We start from the raw sequence: 17477 nt of genomic DNA on the forward strand, positions 1-17477 counted from the left end.
GTTCCTTGCTGGCGGGCCGTGCTGGCCGTTCTCCCCAGCGATACGCGCCGGGTATTAATGACGGGCTAATCCGCGAAATTCAGCGATCGCGCAGCAGGACCAGTTCGACCCGGGCATTCCGCATGTCCATCGGGTTGCCGACAGCGGGCCGCCGGTCGCCGTTGCCGGTGACGCGGTCCACGCGTCCCTCGTCGGCCAGGAGCCCTTTGACGGCCAGCGCCCGCCCCGCCGTGCGGTCCCAGACCGGATTGTCGCGCGAGACGACCGGCACCGAGGGCACGTGCGCCGACAGCGCGACCGGGTTCTCGACCAGGCCGAACACATCCTCGACCACCCGGACGAGATCGCGCAGCAATTCGGTGGGCCGGTCCGAGCCGTCCTCGAACAGCGTCGCGCCCGGCAGGTCGAACAGCTCGACGATCAGGCCCTCGTCGGTGACGCGGGTCACGATGTGCCGCAGAAGATCGTTGCTCACCATGCTTTCGCCGGAACGCCCGGTCAGCATTTCCTCGAGCGTCTCGAGCCTGTCCTCGGTCTCGGCGCCGTCCCCCGACTGCGAGTCGAGCCCGCTGGCGCCGCGGCTCCGGTCGTCGGCGAGGTGGTGCAGGTTCGTGGCCCCGGTGCCCACCTTGCTCAGCGTCTCTTCCGAGAACACGCTGTCGCCCCCGAACATGCCCGACCCGCCTGCCGACAGCTCGGTCATGGCGATCGTCGGGTTGAAGTAGTCGGCAATACCCTTGCGCTGCTTTTCCGTCGTCGCGTTCAGCAGCCACATCAGCATGAAGAAGGCCATCATCGCGGTGACGAAATCGGCGTACGCGACCTTCCAGGCACCGCCATGGTGCCCGTCGCCGCCGATGATCTTCTTCCGCTTGATGATGACCGGCGCGTTAGAGCCTACGGCCATTCAGTACATCCCCTCTTTCCACCCGAGGCGACGCATAGCAGACGGCCGTGAAGGGCAGCTTAATCGCTAGAGGGCGCCTTCGCGCGCATCCTCGAGGATCATGTCGGCGGCCTTTTCGGCAATCATGATGGTGGGGCTGTTTGTGTTGCCGCTGGTGATCGTCGGCATGACCGAGGCGTCGACCACGCGGCACCCACGCACGCCGCGCAGACGCAGCCGGGAATCCAGCGGCGCACCGTCGTCGGTGCCCATGCGGACGGTGCCGACGGGATGGAAGATCGTCGTGCCGATCCGGCCCGCCGCGTCGGCCAGGCTCTCGTCGTCCTCGGCGCGAGTGTCGGGGCGGAACTCCTCGGGGCTGTACTGCGCCATCGACGGTGCCGCCATGATCCTGCGCGTCATGCGGATGGCGCGGGCGGCCACGATGCGGTCGCGCGGCGCGCTGAGATAGTTCGGCGCGATCACCGGCGCCGCAGCGGGATCGGGCGCCGACAGCCGGATCGTGCCGCGGCTGTCCGGGCGCAGGTGGCAGACGCTCGCCGTGACCGCGTCGAAGGTGTCGAGATCGCCGCCGAACGCGTTCAGGCTCAGCGGCTGGACGTGATACTCCAGATCCGGCGTCGCCACCTCGTCGGACGAACGGGTGAAGGCGCAGAGCTGCGAGGGCGCCATCGACATCGGGCCCGAGCGTTTCAGCGCGTATTCCATCGCGATCTTCGCCTTGCCCCAGAGATTGCCGGCCAGGGTGTTCAGGGTGAGCGCGTTCGACACGCGATAGGCGCAGCGGATCTGCAGGTGGTCCTGCAGGTTCGCCCCGATCCCCGGCATGTCGCGGCGCACATCGACGCCCATCTCGCGCAGGTGGTCGGCCGGGCCCAGCCCTGACAGCATAAGGATCTGCGGCGAGTTCACCGACCCGGCCGAGACGATGACCTCGCCCGCGCGGACCTCGTGCCGCGTGCCGTTCTGCGTGTAGGCCACGCCGACGACGCGGTCGCCCTCGAACAGCAGGGTCTCGGTCCGGGCGCCGGTCTCGATCCGCAGGTTGTCGCGGTTCTTGGCCGGCCGAAGAAAACCCTTGGACGTGTTCCAGCGCCAGCCGCCCTTCTGGTTCACCTTGAAGTAGCCGACGCCCTCGTTGTCACCGCCGTTGAAGTCGTCGGTCTTGGGGATTCCGCTTTCCTCCGCGGCATCGCGCCAGGAATCGAGGATGTCCCAGTGCAGCCGCTGGTTCTCGACGCGCCATTCGCCGCCGGCGCCGTGCACCTCGTTCGGGCCATCGGAATAATCCTCGGACTTCTTGAAATAGGGCAGCACGTCGTCCCAGTCCCAGCCGGTCAGCCCGCTCTGCCGCCACTGGTCGTAATCGGCGGCCTGCCCCCGGATATAGAGCATGCCGTTGATCGAGCTGCAGCCGCCCAGGCCCTTGCCGCGCGGATACAGGAGGGACCGCCCTCCCAGCCCAGCTTCTGGCGCGGTCTTGTACATCCAGTCGGTCTTGGGATTGCCGATGCAGTAGAGATACCCCATCGGGATGTGGATCCAGGGATAGGTGTCGCGCTCTCCGGCCTCCAGCAGCAGGACCTTGCGGCCCGCGCCGCTCAGACGGTTCGCCAGAACGCAACCGGCGCTACCGGCACCGACGATGATGTAATCCCAGTCGCTCACGCGCTCCCCTCCCTCGGATGCCGTCCGGAAAACCTAGGCCCGGCGCCAACGGGACGCAATCGCGCCAGCGTGCCGCACGTGACGCGCTCTCGCGCCGGCCTAGCTGACAAGCTCGGTCCGTGCCCGGACCCGACGCAGCAGGACACGCCCCATGCCAGACACGCCGCGCAACAACCTGTCGATCTACGACGACGCCGCCGACCGCTGGTGGTCGGACGAGCTGCGGTGGGTGCGGACGCTCAAGAAGATGGTTCCGGGGCGCATGGCCTGGTTCGACCGGCACGTCGACTGGCAGGGGGCGACGGTCCTGGACCTCGGCTGCGCCGGCGGATTCATGGCCGAGGCAATGGCCCGTCGCGGCGCCGCGGTGACCGGGATCGACCCGGCGGAGGACGCGATCGCCGCCGCGAAGGCACATGCACGCTCGGAAGGGCTCGACATCCGCTACGAGGTCGGCGTGGGCGAGGCGCTGCCCTATGCCGACGGCAGCTTCGACACCGCGGTCTGCGTCGACGTGCTGGAGCATGTGCAGGACCTGGAAACCGTCGTGAGCGAGGTGCACCGGGTGCTGCGTCCGGGCGGCGTGTTCCTGTTCGACACCATCAACCGCAACCCGCTGGCCCGCTTCGCCACGATCACCGTGGCCGAAGATCTGCTGGGATTGCTGCCGAAGGGCACGCACGACCCCGAGATGTTCATCCCGCCGCGCACCTTGCGCCGCATCCTCTCGGCCCAAGGGTTCACCGTCGACCGGTTCACCGGCCTCGGCCCCCGCGGCATCGACCGCAACGGCGATTTCGTCTTCGGGCGCCTGCCCTCGACCGCGATCATCTACATGGGCATGGCGCGGAAGGCCGGCGACTGATGGAGATCCTCGCGCTCTACGACACGGCGCTGCTGTTCGGCGGGATGGTGCTCTATTCGGCGGGGCTGGCTCCGCTGCTGTTCTCGACCCTTCCGGCGGCAGAGGCGGGCCGTGTCCTGCGCGTCGCCTTTCCGTGGTACTATGCCTTCTGCGGGATCGTCGCGGCGCTCGGCATGTTGGCGTTCCTGTTCACCGACCTCGTCTCGGCCGCTCTGATGGCCGTGGTCGCCCTCGTCGCCGTGTCGGCGCGACAGGCGCTGATGCCGGCCATCAACGCGGCGAGCGACAGCGGCGCACGGTCGAGGTTCCGGCGCCTGCACGGCCTGTCGGTCGCGCTGAACTTCGGCCAGCTCGCCCTGATCGCGCTTGTACTCTGGCGCCTCGCCTGAGTCTCGTCCAGCCTGTTCGGGCCCCGGCCCACCACGATGGTGAAAGGAGACACCACGCGATGCCGTTCGCCACGCGCCTGATCGCCGCTCTGGCCCTGTCGCTGACCCTCGCCACGGGCGTCCCGGCACAGGAAGAGACCCCGACAGAAACGCAGCCCGCGCTCGGGCAAGCGGTCGAGGACGGGGGCACCGGACCGCTGCGGGTGGCGACGCGGACGGCCCCGCCCTTTGCCTTCGTGGGGCCCGACGGCGAATGGACCGGGATCGCGATCGAGCTGTTCCGCGCCGTCGCCGACGAGCTCGACCGCTCGTTCACGCTGGAAGAGGTGCCGCTGGACGACATGATCGACGGCACCGCGGCAGGCACCTACGACGCCGCCATCGCCGCGCTGTCGATCACGCCCGGCCGGGAAGAGCGGGTCGATTTCAGCTTTCCCTTCTATTCCACCGGGCTTGGGATCGCGGTGCATCCCGATCCGGCGGGCGGGTGGCTGCGCGTGGTGCGCAACATCTTCACGTGGCAATTCCTGGCGGTCCTCGCCGGCCTGTCGACAGTGCTGGTCGCGGCGGGCGGCGCCGTCTGGGCCTTCGAGCGGCGCGGCAACAACGAGGAATTTCACCCCGACGCGCTGCACGGGATCGGCGACGGCTTCTGGTGGGCCGCCGTGACGATGACCACCGTCGGCTACGGCGACAAGGCGCCACGCACGCTGGGCGGGCGCATCGTGGGGCTGATCTGGATGTTCACCGCGATGCTGATCGTGGCGAGCTTCACCGCCGCCATCGCCGCCTCTCTTACCGTGGGGCAGTTGAGCCAGGGCATTTCGGGGATCGCCGATCTCGAGGACGCCTCCGTCGGGGTGGTCTCTGCTGCGACCGGGGCCGATGAGATGGCCGCCCGCGGCATCCGCGCCCGCGGCTTCGACACGATCGAGGACGGCTACGATGCGCTGGCCGCCGGACGCATCGACGCCTTCCTGCACGACATGCCCCTGCTGCGCTGGATCGCCCTTCAGGAGTACCAGGGCGAGATACAGGTTCTGCCCGACCCGATCGGACGGCAGGACTACGGCATCGCCCTGCCCGAGGGCGATGAGCTGCGCGAACCGATCAACCGGGCGCTCTTGGCCTATATCCGCAGCCCGGAATGGCAGGCCCTCGTCACCCGCTATCTCGGCGGCACGTGACGGCATATCGACACGTCAGGCCAGTTTGGTATACCAAGAGCGGCAGAGGACGATCGAACACACATGGCCGACAAGACGCTGCCCGAACAGATCGCGGACACAGTCCGGCGCGACATCCTGCGCGGGGTCTACCTTCCGGGCCACCCGATCAAGGAACGTGACACCTCGGCCGCGCTCGGCGTCAGCCGCACGCCCCTGCGCGAAGCCGTCCGCATCCTGGCCCGCGAAGGCCTGGTGATCCTGCGCCCCGCCCGCAGCCCGCTGGTGGCCGACCCCTCGCTCAAGGAGGTGACCGACGCCATCGCCGTGCTGCGCACGCTCGAGGTGCTGTCGGGAGAACTGGCCTGCGCCGAAGCGACCGACCAGGAGATCGCCGGCATCAGGACAATCCACCAGCGGATCGGAGACAGCTTCGAGACGCTGGATCCGCTGGACCTGTTCGAGATCGACATGTCCTTCCACATCGCCATCGCCCAAGCATCGCACAATCCGGCCCTGGCCGAGACCCACGGCGACTACCTGGCGCGACTGTGGCGCATCCGGTTCCTCTCGGCCCGCATGCGGCGGTCGCGGGAACGCATCATGCGCCAGCACGGCGCCATCGTCGACGCGCTCGAAACCCGGGACGCGTCGCGCGCGCGCGCCGCCATCGACGCGCATCTGCTTGATCTTCTGGCCAATGTCGAAAGATGTTTCGCACGCGAAACATCCAAGGAGGGACACGAATGAAACTGCTCCGAGTGGGCCCCGAGGGGCAGGAACGCCCCGCTCTGCGCGATGCCGAAGGCCGCATCCGCGACCTGTCGGCCCATGTGGACGACTTCGCCGGGGCGGGCGTCTCGCTCGCCGCGATCGACAGGCTGCGCGCGTTCGACCCCGCGAGCCTGCCCGAGCTCACCGAACCGGGGCGCATCGGGCCCTGTCTCGCCTCGGTGCCGACATTCTTCTGCATCGGCCTGAACTACGCCCAGCATGCCGCCGAAACCGGAGCGACGCCCCCCGCCGAGCCGATCGTGTTCTCCAAGGCGGCCTCGGCGCTTTCGGGCCCCGATGACGCGGTCCGCCTGCCGCGTGGCTCCGAAAAGTCGGACTGGGAGGTCGAGCTGGGCGTCGTGATCGGCAAGCGCGCACAGTACGTTTCGGTCGCCGAGGCGTTGGACTACGTCGTCGGCTACTGCGTGGTGAACGACGTGTCCGAGCGCGCCTTCCAGATCGAGCGGGGCGGTCAATGGATCAAGGGCAAGTCGGCGCCTACCTTCGGGCCGGTCGGGCCGTGGCTGGTCACCGCCGACGAGGTGCCCGATCCCCAGGCGCTGCACCTGTCGCTCGCCCTGAACGGGACGACGATGCAGGACTCCACCACTGCCGACATGATCTTTTCGGTGGCCGAGATCATCAGCCACATGTCGCAGATGATGGCGCTGGTGCCCGGCGACATCATCGCCACCGGCACGCCGCAGGGCGTCGGCATGGGCATGTCGCCTCAGCGCTTCCTGCGCCCCGGCGACGTCATGGAGCTGGAGGTCGAGGGGCTCGGCCGGCAACGTCAGGACGTCGTCGCCGGCTGAGCGGCGCCGGCCGTCAGGCGACCCTGGTCTTCAGCGCCTCGCCGGCGAGAAACGCCGCGACGTTCTCGCGCTGGAGACGCCCCATCGCCTGCCGCGTCTCGATCGTGGCCGATCCCTGGTGCGGCTGCAGCAGCACGTTGTCGAGCGCCAGGAACCGCGGGTCGATGCCGGGCTCGTTCCGGAACACGTCAAGCGCGGCACCGCGGATCGTCCCCTTCTCGAGCGCGCCCAGCAGGGCGTACTCGTCGATGGTGGACCCGCGGGAGATGTTCACGATCAGGCCGTCCGATCCCAGCGCCTTCAGCACCTCGGCCGAGACGTAGCCTTCGGTCTCGGGGCCGCCGACCAGTGCGACCACCAGATCGTCGGATGCTTCGGCCAGCGCGACGGGATCGGCGTGATAGCGCCAGCCCGGCGTCTCCTTTTCCGAGCGCGAGTGGTAGTGGATCTCCATCCCGAAGGCGGCGAGCCGCTGCGCGATGGCATGGCCGATGCGCCCCAGCCCGACAATCCCCACCTTGCGGCCGCGCACGGTCCGGTTCAGCGGCATCGGGCCCTGCGCCCCCCAGTTGCCCGAGCGCACCCAATCGGACCCCTGCACGAGCTGCCGCGCCTGCGCCACCAGCATGACGGCGGCAAGGTCGGCCACGTCGTCGGTCAGCACGTCGGGCGTGTTGGTCACAGCGATGTTCCGCTCCTGCGCCGCGGCCACGTCGATCGCGTCGTAGCCGACGCCGAAATTGGCGATCAGGCCCAGTTGCGGCAACAGGTCCATCGTCGCGCCGTCGAACCTGGCGTGTCCCTTGTGGGCGACCACCCGGACGCGGTTGCGCTCGGACACGGGCATCGACGTGAGCGCGGCGAGGTCTTGCAGCAGGGCGGCGCCGAACTCTTCGGCAAAGGCCGTCTCGTCCCAGGGCTGGTACTCACCTATGGCCAGAACCTCGCTCATGTCTTTCTCTCCTTCAGGCAGGTGGCGAGGCGCTCCATCGCCTCTTCTATGCGGTCGAGCGCGGCGGCGTAGGACACCCGCAGATACCCCTCGCCGCCCGCGCCGAAACTGGTGCCGGCGATGGTGGCGACCCCGGCCTCTTCGAGAAACAGGTCCTGCGCCTCGCGAGCGGTCAGCCTCGTGCCCGAGATATCGGCGAAGGCATAGAACGCCCCGCCGGGATCGCCGCAGGTGACGCCCGGCAGCGCGTCGAGCATGGGCACGACGGCGCGGCGCCGGCGGTCGAACTCGGCCACCATGTCCGCGACCGCGTCCTGCGGCCCCTCCAGCGCGGCGAGGCCGGCGTGCTGCGCGGCGGCGTTCACGCAGGAATGGTCGTTGATGCAGAGCCGCGTGATCGGTTCGACCAGTGGCGCGGGCCACACGGCATATCCCAGCCGCCAGCCGGTCATGGCATAGGTCTTGGACCAGCCGTCGAGCAGGATCAGCCGGTGGCGGATCTCGGGATAGGACAGCAGGCTGGCGTGCGCCTGTCCGCCATAGAGCATGCGGGAATAGATCTCGTCCGACAGGATAGCCACGTCTGGATGCGCGGCCAGCCCCTCGACCAGCCGGTCGATCTGCTCTTTCGGCGTCACCGCCCCGGTCGGATTCGCCGGCGAGTTGAGGATGATCAGGCTCGTGGCCGGCGTAATCCGGGACAGGACAGTGTCGGCGTCGAAGGCGAACCCGGTCTCGGCCGTCAGCGGCACCGGCACCGCTTTCGCGCCAGAGAACTCGATCACCGACCGGTAGATCGGAAAGCCGGGATCGGGATACAGGATCTCGGCGCCGGGGCCGCCAAAGGCCAGCGCGGCATAGAACATCGTCGGCTTGCCGCCGGGCTGCACGATGACCTGGCCGGGATCGACCGCGGTGCCGTGGCGCCGCTCGAGATCCGCGGCGACCGCCTCTCGCAGGGGCGGGATGCCGTTGGCCGGCGTATAGCCGTGGTGCCCGTCGCGAAGCGCGCGGACGCCGGCCTCGACGATGTGCTCGGGCGTGCGGAAATCCGGCTGGCCGATGCCGAGATTGATGATGTCCCGTCCCTCGTTCGACAGGGCGGCGGCACGGGCCAGCACCTCGAAGGCGCTTTCCGTGCCGAGACGGCCGAGCGGCTCGGCGATCTTCATGGCTAGGCTCCTTGACGGTGACGGCCCGGACGGGATCGGCCCGAGCATCCACGCTCACCCCCGCGTGTCAATCGACGGTGCACAGCGAAATTCGCGGGCGGTGCGGATCATTCGGTCGGGCGACGCGTTTGCCGTGCGCCGGTTGCAGACTCTGGCAACGCGGAATACTTGGAAAATGGTATACCAGTGGGGCGCGTCCCGTTCGTCGCGTCCCCGTCCCGAGACAAGGAGCAACAGCATGCTCGACGAGACTTTCACTCCCCACGGCAAACACCTGATCGCCGGCGAATGGGTCAGCGGCGGCGGCACCTTTTCGTCCGCCCCGGTCGCGGGCTCGGCGCACGAGTTCTCCAACGGCACGCCCGAGCTGATCGACCGGGCCGCGAAGGCGGCGGAAGAGGCGTTCTGGAGCTATGGCTATTCGACCCGCGAACAACGCGCCGCCTTTCTCGACGCGATCGCCGACGAGATCGAAGCGCGCGGCGACAAGATCACCGCCATCGGCACCGCCGAGTCGGGCCTGCCCGAAGGGCGCCTGAACGGCGAGCGCGGCCGCACCACCGGGCAGCTGCGCATGTTCGCCAGGCATATCCGCGACGGCGCCTATCTCGACCGTCGCCATGACGAGGCGCTGCCCGACCGCGAACCGGCACCGCGCCCCGACCTGAAGATGGTGCAGCGTCCGATCGGCCCCGTCGCCGTGTTCGGCGCGTCGAACTTCCCGCTGGCCTTCTCGACCGCGGGCGGCGACACCGCGTCGGCGCTGGCCGCCGGCTGCCCTGTCGTTTGCAAGGGCCACGACGCGCATCCCGGCACCGCGGAGATCGTCGCCGAGGCAATCCACGCCGCGATCCAGAGCTGCGGCATGCCTGCCGGCACGTTCAGCCTCGTGCAGGGCGGCTCTCTCGACGTGGGCAAGGCGCTGGTGCAGCATCCGCTGATCAAGGCCGTCGGCTTTACCGGCTCGCTCAAGGGCGGCCGCGCGCTGTACGATCTGTGCGCCCAGCGCGAAGAGCCGATCCCGTTCTTCGGCGAGCTGGGCAGCGTCAACCCGATGTTCCTGCTGCCCGAGGCCACCAAGGCCCGCGGCGCCGAGATCGGCAAGTCCTGGGCCGGTTCGCTGACGATCGGCGCGGGTCAGTTCTGCACAAATCCCGGCATCGCCATCGTGCTCGACTCCGAGGCGGACGCCTTCGTCGACGCGGCGACCGCGGCACTGAAGGAGAGCGGCGCGCAGACGATGCTGACGGAAGGCATCGCCAGCGCCTACCAGAGCGGCCAGTCGCGCATCGCCTCGACTGACGGCGTGCGCGAGTTGCTGGCCACCGATTGCGGACAGCGCAGCGCCAGCCCCTATCTCTACGAGACGACGGGCAAGGCGTGGCTCGGCAACGAGACGCTGGGAGAAGAGGTGTTCGGCCCCCTCGGCCTAGCGGTCCGGGTCGCGGACGTGGACGAGATGGAAGCCGTCGCGAAATCGATGCGCGGCCAGCTGACCTGCACCCTGCACATGGATGACGGCGACAAGGACACGGGTCAGCGCCTGATGCCGGTGCTCGAGCGGAAGGCCGGGCGTATCCTGGCCAACGGCTTTCCGACCGGCGTGGAAGTGAGCGACGCGATGGTGCACGGCGGGCCCTACCCGGCCTCGACCAACTTCGGTCACACCTCGGTCGGCACGATGGCGATCCGCCGCTTCCTGCGGCCCGTCTGCTATCAGAACATGCCCGACGCGCTGCTGCCGGGCGATCTGGCAGAGTAACGGAAACGGGTGAGGCGTCCGCGCCTCACCCGGCCTCGCTCCAGACATCGACAAGGGCGCCACGGCCCTGGACGACGCGGGCCGACAGGTCCATCGCCGTTTCCGCCGCCGCCTTCAGTGATGCGCCCTGCATCAACGGACACAGGAACCCCGCGTTGAAGGAATCGCCGGCTGCCGTGGTGTCCACGACCTTGGGCGCAGGCACCGGGTCCAGTGTCAGCGTCCCCTCGGACGCCTCCCACGCATGCAGCGTGCCCGTGCCGTTCTTGACCACGACGCAGGACGCCCCCGCCTGACGGTAGCGCGCGATCGTGTCGTCCGGCGTGCCGTCGCCGTGCAGTCCGGTCTCTTCGTCGAAAGAGGGCAGCACGATGTCCGAGACCGCGGCGCCCTCGGCCGTGGCGGACTTCATCTCGTCCGGGCCAGACCAGAGACGCGGGCGCAGGTTGGTGTCGAAGGCGATCCGGCTGCCAGCGGCGCGGGCACGGGCGAGCGCGGCGCATAGGGCGCCGCGGCCCTTTTCCGACAGGATGGCCAGGGTGATGCCCGAGAACAGGATCAGGTCGCGCCCCTCGAACACGCGATCCAGCCACGCGGGATCGTCGCCCAGCGTCCGCGCGGCCGAGGTGTCGCGCCAATAGGAAAAGCTGCGCTCGCCGTCCTGCAACTGGATCATGTACAGCCCGACGCCGCGGCTGTCGTGACGGGCCACCGCATCGGTGCCGATGCCCACCTCGCCAAAGAACGCGACCATCCGATCCGATACCGCATCGGTCCCGACCTTGGTGGCGAATGACACGTCCCAGTCGTCCCCAAGGAGACGGCGCGCATACCACGCGGTGTTCAGCGTGTCCCCGGCATAACCCACGCGGAAGAGATCGCCCTCGGCCGGGGCGACCTCGACCATGCATTCGCCGACGGTGAGAAGTGATCGCGTCACAATAGGCTCCTTTCCGCGAGATTGCGCATGAGCGATCCGGTGCCGAAGGTCCATTCGGGACACTCGGTCGACAGCCGGACCGTGTTGCGCAATGTGCCGAGACGCGGCTCGGAGATCGAGACCAAGTCACCGGTTTTGTGCGTGAACCCCTGCCCCGGCGCGTCGCGGTCCTGAACCGGTGCGAACAGCGTCCCCAGGAACAGCATCGCGCCGTCGGGATACTGGTGATGCGGACCGATCATCTGGCTCACCAGTGCCTCGGGTTTGCGGCTAATCTTCGCCATCGACGACGCTCCGTCCAGCGTGAAGCCGTCCTCGCCCTCGACCCGCAGGGTCAGCTCGGCCTGCCGCACGTCGTCCAGCGTATAGCCGTCGTCGAACAGTCGCAGGAACGGGCCGATCGCGCAGGAGGCGTTGTTGTCCTTCGCCTTGCCCAGCAACAGGGCCGACCGCCCCTCGACGTCGCGCAGGTTCACGTCGTTGCCCAGGCTGGCACCGCGGATACCGCCCCGGCTGTCGACGGCCAGCACGATCTCGGGCTCGGGGTTGTTCCACTTGGAGACCGGGTGCACGCCGATGTCGGCCCCGCTGCCGACCGACGCCATCGGCTGACACTTGGTGAAGATCTCGGCGTCCGGTCCGATCCCGACCTCGAGATACTGCGACCAGAGCCCCTCGTTCTGCAGCACCTCCTTGACCTGCATCGCCTTCTCCGAGCCGGGGACGATGCCCGACAGCGAATCCCCGATCACCCCGGTGACGCGGGCGCGGATGTCCGCGGCCTTGTCGGGATCGCCGGCCGCACGCTCTTCGATCACGCGCTCGACCATGGATTCCGCGAAGGTCACGCCGCTGGCCTTGATCGCCTGCAGGTCGCAGGGGGCAAGCAAATGCAGGCTGTCCGCGTTCGGTCTGCCGAGGTCGTCGAGCGTGCCGAGACGCACCCCTTCGGCCGCGCGGACATGGCCCGCCGGATCGTCCAGTTCGAGGAGGTCGCGCATCGTCGGCGCCGCGCGCGACGTGATGTCGAACAGCACGCCGTCGCGCACGGTGATCAACGCGGGCCCGTGGCCCGGTCGCCAGGCACGGCCGACCAGCGTGGCCCGCGCGCTCTCGTCGCCTGATGGCAGCATCTCTCTTCCCTTCCGGCAGCCGGACGTCAGATCGCCCTTGAATCTGGTATACCAAACGGGGATCCTGCCTCAAGCACCCGAGAGAAGGACCTTCGCCGATGAGCGACACCCGCGCCAAACGCAAGTTCCGCTCGCAGGAATGGTTCGACAATCCCAACAATCCCGGGATGACGGCCCTCTACCTCGAACGGTATCAGAACCAGGAATACACCCGCGACGAGTTGCAGAGCGAACGCCCCGTCATCGGCATCGCCAACACCGGCAGCGACTTGGCGCCGTGCAACAAGATCCACGTCTTTCTCATGGACCGGATCAAGGCCGGCATCCGCGACGCGGGCGGCGTGCCGATGGAATTCCCGGTTCACCCGATCCAGGAGACGGGCAAGCGCCCGACCGCCGCGCTGGACCGGAACCTCGCCTATCTCAGCCTCGTCGAGGTGCTGCACGGCTATCCGATCGACGGGGTGGTGCTGACCACCGGATGCGACAAGACCACGCCCGCGATGCTGATGGGCGCCGCCACGGTCGACATCCCGGCCATCGCGCTGAACGGCGGGCCGATGCTGGACGGCTGGTGGAAGGGCAAGCGCGCCGGCTCGGGCACCATCGTGTGGGAAAGCCGCCGCCTGCTGGCCGAGGGCAAGATCGACTATGACGAGTTCATCAGCCGCGTCTGCGCCTCGGCGCCGAGCCTCGGCCACTGCAACACCATGGGCACGGCGAGCACGATGAACGCCATGGCCGAAGCCCTGGGCATGACCCTGCCCGGCAGCTCGGCGATCCCCGCCCCGTTCCGCGAGCGGATGGCGATGGCCTATGAGACGGGCAAGCGGATCGTCGGAATGGTCCACGAGGATCTCAAGCCGTCCGACATCCTGACCCGCGAGGCTTTCGAGAACGCGATCGTCGTCAACTCGGCCATCGGCGGGTCGACCAACGCGCCGCCGCACCTTCAGGCCGTCGCCCGCCATGCCGGCGTGCCGCTGCAGGTCACCGACTGGCAGACGGTCGGCTTCGACGTGCCGCTGCTGCTGAACATGCAGCCAGCGGGCGAATACCTGGGCGAAAGCTTCTTCCGCGCCGGCGGCGTCCCGGCGGTGATGGGCGAACTGGCGAAGGCCGGGCGGCTTCACACGGCGCCGATCACCGCCTCGGGCCGCACGATGGGCGAGACGCTGGAGGGTCGCGAAAGCGTCGATACCGGCGTCATCCGCACCGTCACCGACCCGATGCGCGAGAACGCGGGCTTTCTCGTGATGTCGGGCAACCTGTTCGACAGCGCGCTGATGAAGACCTCGGTGATCTCGGACGAGTTCCGCCAGCGCTTCCTGTCCGAGCCTGGGCGCGAGAACGTCTACGAGGCGACGGCCGTCGTCTTCGAAGGCCCCGAGGACTACCACGACCGGATCAACGACCCCGAGCTGGGCATCGACGAACGGACGATCCTGTTCATCCGCAACGTGGGCTGCGTCGGCTATCCGGGGTCGGCCGAGGTGGTGAACATGCAGCCGCCGGACGCGGTGATCCGGCAGGGGGTGAGCCACCTGCCGACCGTCGGGGACGGCCGGCAATCCGGCACGTCGGAAAGCCCCTCGATCCTGAACGCCTCGCCCGAGGCGGTCGTGGGCGGAGGGCTGGCGCTGTTGCAGACGGGCGACCGCGTCCGGCTGGACCTGAACGACTCGCGGATGGACGCGCTGGTGAAGGACGCCGAATGGCAGGCCCGGCGCGAAAGCTGGACGAAGCCCGAGCTTCACAACCAGACCCCGTGGCAGGAGATCTACCGCACCCATGTGGGTCAGCTGGCCGACGGCGGGTGTCTGGAACTCGCCACCGCCTACAAGCGCGTGGCCAGCGATCTGCCGCGCGACAACCACTAGCGCCAGACGCGATCACCGGGCGCATCGTCCGGTGATCGCGCGCAACATCTTCAAGCGCGGCAGCTATCAGCGATTGCGACATCGGTGTAGCGTAGCTAGGCGGAGTGCAGACCATCTTCGCTTCCGTCTTTGAAGAGAGCCTTTTCCATGACGACGATCCAGCCCGTTATTCTTTCCGGCGGTTCGGGCACACGGCTGTGGCCCCTGTCCCGCAAGTCCTATCCCAAGCAGTTCACCAAGCTCGTCGGCGAGGAAAGCCTGTTCCAGGCCAGCGCCCGCCGCGTTTCGGGCGCCACTCCCGACGTGACCTTCGGCCGGCCGATGGTGCTGACCCATTCCGATTTCCGCTTCGTGGTGACGGAGCAGCTGATAGAGGTCGGCATCGACCCCGGCCCCGTCCTGATCGAGCCCGAGGGCCGCAACACCGCGCCCGCCATCCTGGCCGCCGCGCTGCGCGCGCAACAGGACGATCCCGACGCGGTGCTCCTCGTGCTGCCGTCCGACCACGTGATCCCCGACGCCCACGCCTTCCGCGAGGCGGTGGCCCATGGCGTCCCGGCGGTGAAGGCCGGCAACCTCGTCACTTTCGGCATCACACCCGACCGGCCCGAGACGGGCTACGGCTATCTCGAACTGGCGTCGAAGCCCGATGGCAGTGGCGCGGTCATCCCGCTGGAGCGGTTCGTCGAAAAGCCCGACAGCGGCGACGCGAAGAAGATGCTGGCCGATGGCAGCTATCTCTGGAACGCGGGGATCTTCCTGTTCGCCGCGCGGGACATCATCGCCGCGTTCGAGACCCACGCGCCCGGCCTTCTGGCGCCGGTCCGCGCCGCGGTGGATCAGTCGCACACCGATCTCGGCTTCTGCCGCCTCGCGCCAGAGCCGTGGGCCGGGGCCGAGGACATCTCGATCGACTACGCCGTCATGGAGCGGGCGGACAACCTGAGCGTCGTCCCCTACGCGTCCGAGTGGTCCGACCTCGGCAGCTGGGAGGCCGTGCACCGCGAAAGCGAGACCGACGAGAACGACAACGCCGCGTTCGGTCCGGTCACCGCCATCGACTGCAAGGGCAGCCTGCTGCGGTCCGAGGACGAGGGGCTGGAGCTCGTCGGAATGGGGCTGAAGGACATGATCGCCGTCGCGATGCCCGACGCCGTGCTGGTGGCCCACAAGTCGCGCGCGCAGGATGTGAAAAAGGCCGTCGACGCCCTCAAGGCGAAAGAGGCCCGGCAGGCCACGGCCTTCGCCATGGATCACAGGCCCTGGGGCCATTTCGAGACGCTGGCCCTGTCCGACCGCTTCCAGGTGAAGCGCATCGTCGTCAAGCCGGGCGCGGCGCTGAGCCTGCAGAGCCACGTTCACCGCTCGGAGCACTGGATCGTCGTGTCGGGCACGGCCCGCGTGACGGTGAACGACGAGGTCAAGCTGGTGACCGAGAACGAGTCGATCTACGTCCCGCTCGGCGCGGTGCACCGGATGGAGAACCCGGGCAAGGTGCCGATGGTGCTGATCGAGGTGCAGACCGGCGTCTATCTCGGCGAGGACGACATCATGCGCTACGAGGACGTCTATGCCCGTGGCCAGGGTGCCAAGGGCTGAGCGGGGGCACGGGATGGCACCGAAATTCGGCACCAGCGGCCTGCGCGGCCTTGTCACCGAACTGACCGACGACCTGGTCGCGGACCATGTCCGCGCCTTCGCCGACGCCTGCGATACCGGCGGGGTGCTGTGCGTGGGGCGCGACCTGCGGCCCTCGTCGCCCGAGATCGCGACGGCCGTGGCCCGCGCAGCCCGGTCCGCCGGCCTGCGCGTGATCGATTGCGGCGAGATACCGACCCCCGCGCTGGCGCTGGCCGCGCGGCAACACGGCGGCGGCGCGGTGATGGTCACCGGCAGCCACATTCCGGCGGACCGGAACGGGCTGAAGTTCTACGCCCGTGGCGGCGAGATCACGAAAGAGGACGAAGCGGCGATTCTCGCGGCGCTGGACAGCGTGCGCCCCGCCGCCGAACACGACGACGATGTCGAGCGTGACGACCAGGCGGGCGCGCGTTTCGTCTCGCGCTACGTATCCGCCTGCGGTGCCGAGGCGCTGAGCGGCAAGCGCATCGGGCTCTATTCCCACAGTGCGGTCGGCCGGGATCACCTTGCCGAGATCCTGCGCGCCCTCGGCGCCGAGGTGACCGAACTGGGGCGCTCGGACACGTTCATCCCCGTCGACACCGAAGCCGTGGCGCCCGAGGTCCGGCAGGCGCTGTCCGAATGGGCCGCGGAACTCGGACTGGACGCGATCGTCTCGACCGACGGCGATTCCGACCGCCCGCTTCTGGGCGACGAAAGCGGGGCGGTCGTGCCCGGCGACGTCCTGGGCCAGATCACCGCGAAAATGCTGGGCGCCGAGACGGTGGTGACGCCGATCTCGTCAAACAGCGGCGTGACGGACAAGGGGTTCGAGCAGGTGATCCGGACGCGGATCGGCTCGCCCTATGTCATCGCGGCGATGGAAGAGGCCGGCGGACGGGTCGTGGGATACGAGGCGAATGGCGGCTTCCTTCTGGGCTACGAGGCGCAGGGGCCGGCCGGCCCTCTGGACGCGCTTCCGACCCGCGACAGCGTGCTTCCGATCCTCATGTGCCTGATCGCGGCAGGCTCGGGCCCGGTCTCTCTGCGCGTCGCGGTCGAGCCGCCGGTTGTCACCCTGGCCGACCGTCTGCAGGAGGTTCCTGTGGAGCACTCGCGGGCGCTGGTCGAACGCTTCCGCTCCTCGCCTTCCGAGCGCGCCACATTCCTTGACGGTCTGGACGCGTCCGAGGCCAGTGTGGACCTGACCGACGGTGTGCGCATGTCGCTGACCGACGACCGCGTCGTGCATGTCCGCCCTTCCGGCAACGCGCCCGAATTGCGCCTGTACGTCGAGGCGCGGGACCGGGATTCGGCCCATGCCCTGCTGTCGCGCGGACTGGACCAATTGCGCGCCGCCGTCGGAACGGGCAGGCCGGGCTAATGCTCACTCAACGGGGGCGGGACGGCACTTTCATGCCCGCAAGGCCATGT

Annotated in this window: 15 protein-coding genes; 9 read left to right on the top strand and 6 right to left on the bottom strand. The window is 68.7% G+C overall.

Going from position 1 to position 17477, the window contains the following annotated elements; genetic code table 11:
* Positions 1-79: 79 nt before the first annotated feature.
* Entirely contained in the window at positions 80-907 is an 828-nt protein-coding gene (locus tag BMZ25_RS10095) for a flagellar motor protein MotB (protein ID WP_092693090.1), read from the bottom strand.
* 66 nt (positions 908-973) lie between these two features.
* Complete coding sequence (locus BMZ25_RS10100) at positions 974-2575, bottom strand: GMC family oxidoreductase (protein WP_092693092.1); 1602 nt, start codon at positions 2573-2575, stop codon at positions 974-976.
* Between the two features lie 151 nt (positions 2576-2726).
* On the opposite strand from BMZ25_RS10100, the gene ubiG reads away from it, so the two are divergent.
* The 5 genes from ubiG to BMZ25_RS10125 all read left to right on the top strand — a co-directional run bounded on the left by ubiG (position 2727) and on the right by BMZ25_RS10125 (position 6584).
* On the top strand, positions 2727-3440 hold the full coding sequence (ubiG, locus tag BMZ25_RS10105; RefSeq protein ID WP_092693094.1) for a bifunctional 2-polyprenyl-6-hydroxyphenol methylase/3-demethylubiquinol 3-O-methyltransferase UbiG: 714 nt from the start codon (positions 2727-2729) through the stop codon (positions 3438-3440).
* On the top strand, positions 3440-3829 hold the full coding sequence (locus tag BMZ25_RS10110; protein WP_218142532.1) for a DUF4149 domain-containing protein: 390 nt from the start codon (positions 3440-3442) through the stop codon (positions 3827-3829). The genes ubiG and BMZ25_RS10110 overlap by 1 nt, the downstream gene beginning before the upstream one ends.
* A 59-nt stretch (positions 3830-3888) precedes the next feature.
* A complete protein-coding gene (locus tag BMZ25_RS10115; RefSeq protein WP_092693096.1) occupies positions 3889-5016 on the top strand; it encodes a transporter substrate-binding domain-containing protein in 1128 nt (375 codons plus the stop codon).
* Between the two features lie 63 nt (positions 5017-5079).
* On the top strand, positions 5080-5745 hold the full coding sequence (locus BMZ25_RS10120) for a GntR family transcriptional regulator (RefSeq protein ID WP_092693098.1): 666 nt from the start codon (positions 5080-5082) through the stop codon (positions 5743-5745).
* Entirely contained in the window at positions 5742-6584 is an 843-nt protein-coding gene (locus tag BMZ25_RS10125; RefSeq protein WP_092693100.1) for a fumarylacetoacetate hydrolase family protein, read from the top strand. The genes BMZ25_RS10120 and BMZ25_RS10125 overlap by 4 nt, the downstream gene beginning before the upstream one ends.
* A 13-nt stretch (positions 6585-6597) precedes the next feature.
* Here the strand turns inward: BMZ25_RS10125 and BMZ25_RS10130 are convergent, their stop codons facing one another.
* Both BMZ25_RS10130 and BMZ25_RS10135 read right to left on the bottom strand, forming a co-directional pair.
* On the bottom strand, positions 6598-7536 hold the full coding sequence (locus BMZ25_RS10130) for a 2-hydroxyacid dehydrogenase (RefSeq protein WP_092693102.1): 939 nt from the start codon (positions 7534-7536) through the stop codon (positions 6598-6600).
* On the bottom strand, positions 7533-8708 hold the full coding sequence (locus BMZ25_RS10135; RefSeq protein WP_092693104.1) for a pyridoxal phosphate-dependent aminotransferase: 1176 nt from the start codon (positions 8706-8708) through the stop codon (positions 7533-7535). The genes BMZ25_RS10130 and BMZ25_RS10135 overlap by 4 nt, the downstream gene beginning before the upstream one ends.
* A 238-nt stretch (positions 8709-8946) precedes the next feature.
* On the opposite strand from BMZ25_RS10135, the gene BMZ25_RS10140 reads away from it, so the two are divergent.
* The gene (locus tag BMZ25_RS10140; protein ID WP_092693106.1) at positions 8947-10470 is read left to right on the top strand and encodes an aldehyde dehydrogenase (NADP(+)); all 1524 of its coding nucleotides are present in this window, start codon (positions 8947-8949) and stop codon (positions 10468-10470) included.
* 25 nt (positions 10471-10495) lie between these two features.
* Here BMZ25_RS10140 and BMZ25_RS10145 read toward each other — a convergent pair whose 3' ends face one another.
* The gene (locus BMZ25_RS10145) at positions 10496-11410 is read right to left on the bottom strand and encodes a sugar kinase (protein WP_235859837.1); all 915 of its coding nucleotides are present in this window, start codon (positions 11408-11410) and stop codon (positions 10496-10498) included.
* A complete protein-coding gene (locus BMZ25_RS10150) occupies positions 11407-12543 on the bottom strand; it encodes a fumarylacetoacetate hydrolase family protein (RefSeq protein ID WP_092693110.1) in 1137 nt (378 codons plus the stop codon). Before BMZ25_RS10150 ends, BMZ25_RS10145 begins: the two co-directional genes overlap by 4 nt.
* Before the next feature lie 98 nt (positions 12544-12641).
* Here BMZ25_RS10150 and BMZ25_RS10155 point away from each other — a divergent pair, with 98 nt between their 5' ends.
* The 3 genes from BMZ25_RS10155 (at position 12642) to BMZ25_RS10165 (ending at position 17427) form a co-directional block, all read left to right on the top strand.
* A complete protein-coding gene (locus BMZ25_RS10155; RefSeq protein ID WP_092693112.1) occupies positions 12642-14423 on the top strand; it encodes an IlvD/Edd family dehydratase in 1782 nt (593 codons plus the stop codon).
* Positions 14424-14570: 147 nt separating this feature from the next.
* Positions 14571-16022 (top strand): mannose-1-phosphate guanylyltransferase/mannose-6-phosphate isomerase, encoded by a 1452-nt coding sequence (locus BMZ25_RS10160; RefSeq protein ID WP_092693114.1) that lies wholly within the window; start codon positions 14571-14573, stop codon positions 16020-16022.
* Between the two features lie 13 nt (positions 16023-16035).
* The gene (locus BMZ25_RS10165; protein WP_092693116.1) at positions 16036-17427 is read left to right on the top strand and encodes a phosphomannomutase; all 1392 of its coding nucleotides are present in this window, start codon (positions 16036-16038) and stop codon (positions 17425-17427) included.
* Positions 17428-17477: the final 50 nt, after the last annotated feature.

Source organism: Tranquillimonas rosea, assembly GCF_900111315.1.
Taxonomy (GTDB): domain Bacteria; phylum Pseudomonadota; class Alphaproteobacteria; order Rhodobacterales; family Rhodobacteraceae; genus Tranquillimonas; species Tranquillimonas rosea.

What these genes read in the sequence shown, in the direction of transcription:
- BMZ25_RS10095 (WP_092693090.1), bottom strand. Translation starts at nt 907, where the DNA reads ATGGCCGTAGGCTCTAACGCGCCGGTCATCATCAAGCGGAAGAAGATC.
- ubiG (WP_092693094.1), top strand. Translation starts at nt 2,727, where the DNA reads ATGCCAGACACGCCGCGCAACAACCTGTCGATCTACGACGACGCCGCC.
- BMZ25_RS10110 (WP_218142532.1), top strand. Translation starts at nt 3,440, where the DNA reads ATGGAGATCCTCGCGCTCTACGACACGGCGCTGCTGTTCGGCGGGATG.
- BMZ25_RS10115 (WP_092693096.1), top strand. Translation starts at nt 3,889, where the DNA reads ATGCCGTTCGCCACGCGCCTGATCGCCGCTCTGGCCCTGTCGCTGACC.
- BMZ25_RS10120 (WP_092693098.1), top strand. Translation starts at nt 5,080, where the DNA reads ATGGCCGACAAGACGCTGCCCGAACAGATCGCGGACACAGTCCGGCGC.
- BMZ25_RS10125 (WP_092693100.1), top strand. Translation starts at nt 5,742, where the DNA reads ATGAAACTGCTCCGAGTGGGCCCCGAGGGGCAGGAACGCCCCGCTCTG.
- BMZ25_RS10130 (WP_092693102.1), bottom strand. Translation starts at nt 7,536, where the DNA reads ATGAGCGAGGTTCTGGCCATAGGTGAGTACCAGCCCTGGGACGAGACG.
- BMZ25_RS10135 (WP_092693104.1), bottom strand. Translation starts at nt 8,708, where the DNA reads ATGAAGATCGCCGAGCCGCTCGGCCGTCTCGGCACGGAAAGCGCCTTC.
- BMZ25_RS10140 (WP_092693106.1), top strand. Translation starts at nt 8,947, where the DNA reads ATGCTCGACGAGACTTTCACTCCCCACGGCAAACACCTGATCGCCGGC.
- BMZ25_RS10150 (WP_092693110.1), bottom strand. Translation starts at nt 12,543, where the DNA reads ATGCTGCCATCAGGCGACGAGAGCGCGCGGGCCACGCTGGTCGGCCGT.
- BMZ25_RS10155 (WP_092693112.1), top strand. Translation starts at nt 12,642, where the DNA reads ATGAGCGACACCCGCGCCAAACGCAAGTTCCGCTCGCAGGAATGGTTC.
- BMZ25_RS10160 (WP_092693114.1), top strand. Translation starts at nt 14,571, where the DNA reads ATGACGACGATCCAGCCCGTTATTCTTTCCGGCGGTTCGGGCACACGG.
- BMZ25_RS10165 (WP_092693116.1), top strand. Translation starts at nt 16,036, where the DNA reads ATGGCACCGAAATTCGGCACCAGCGGCCTGCGCGGCCTTGTCACCGAA.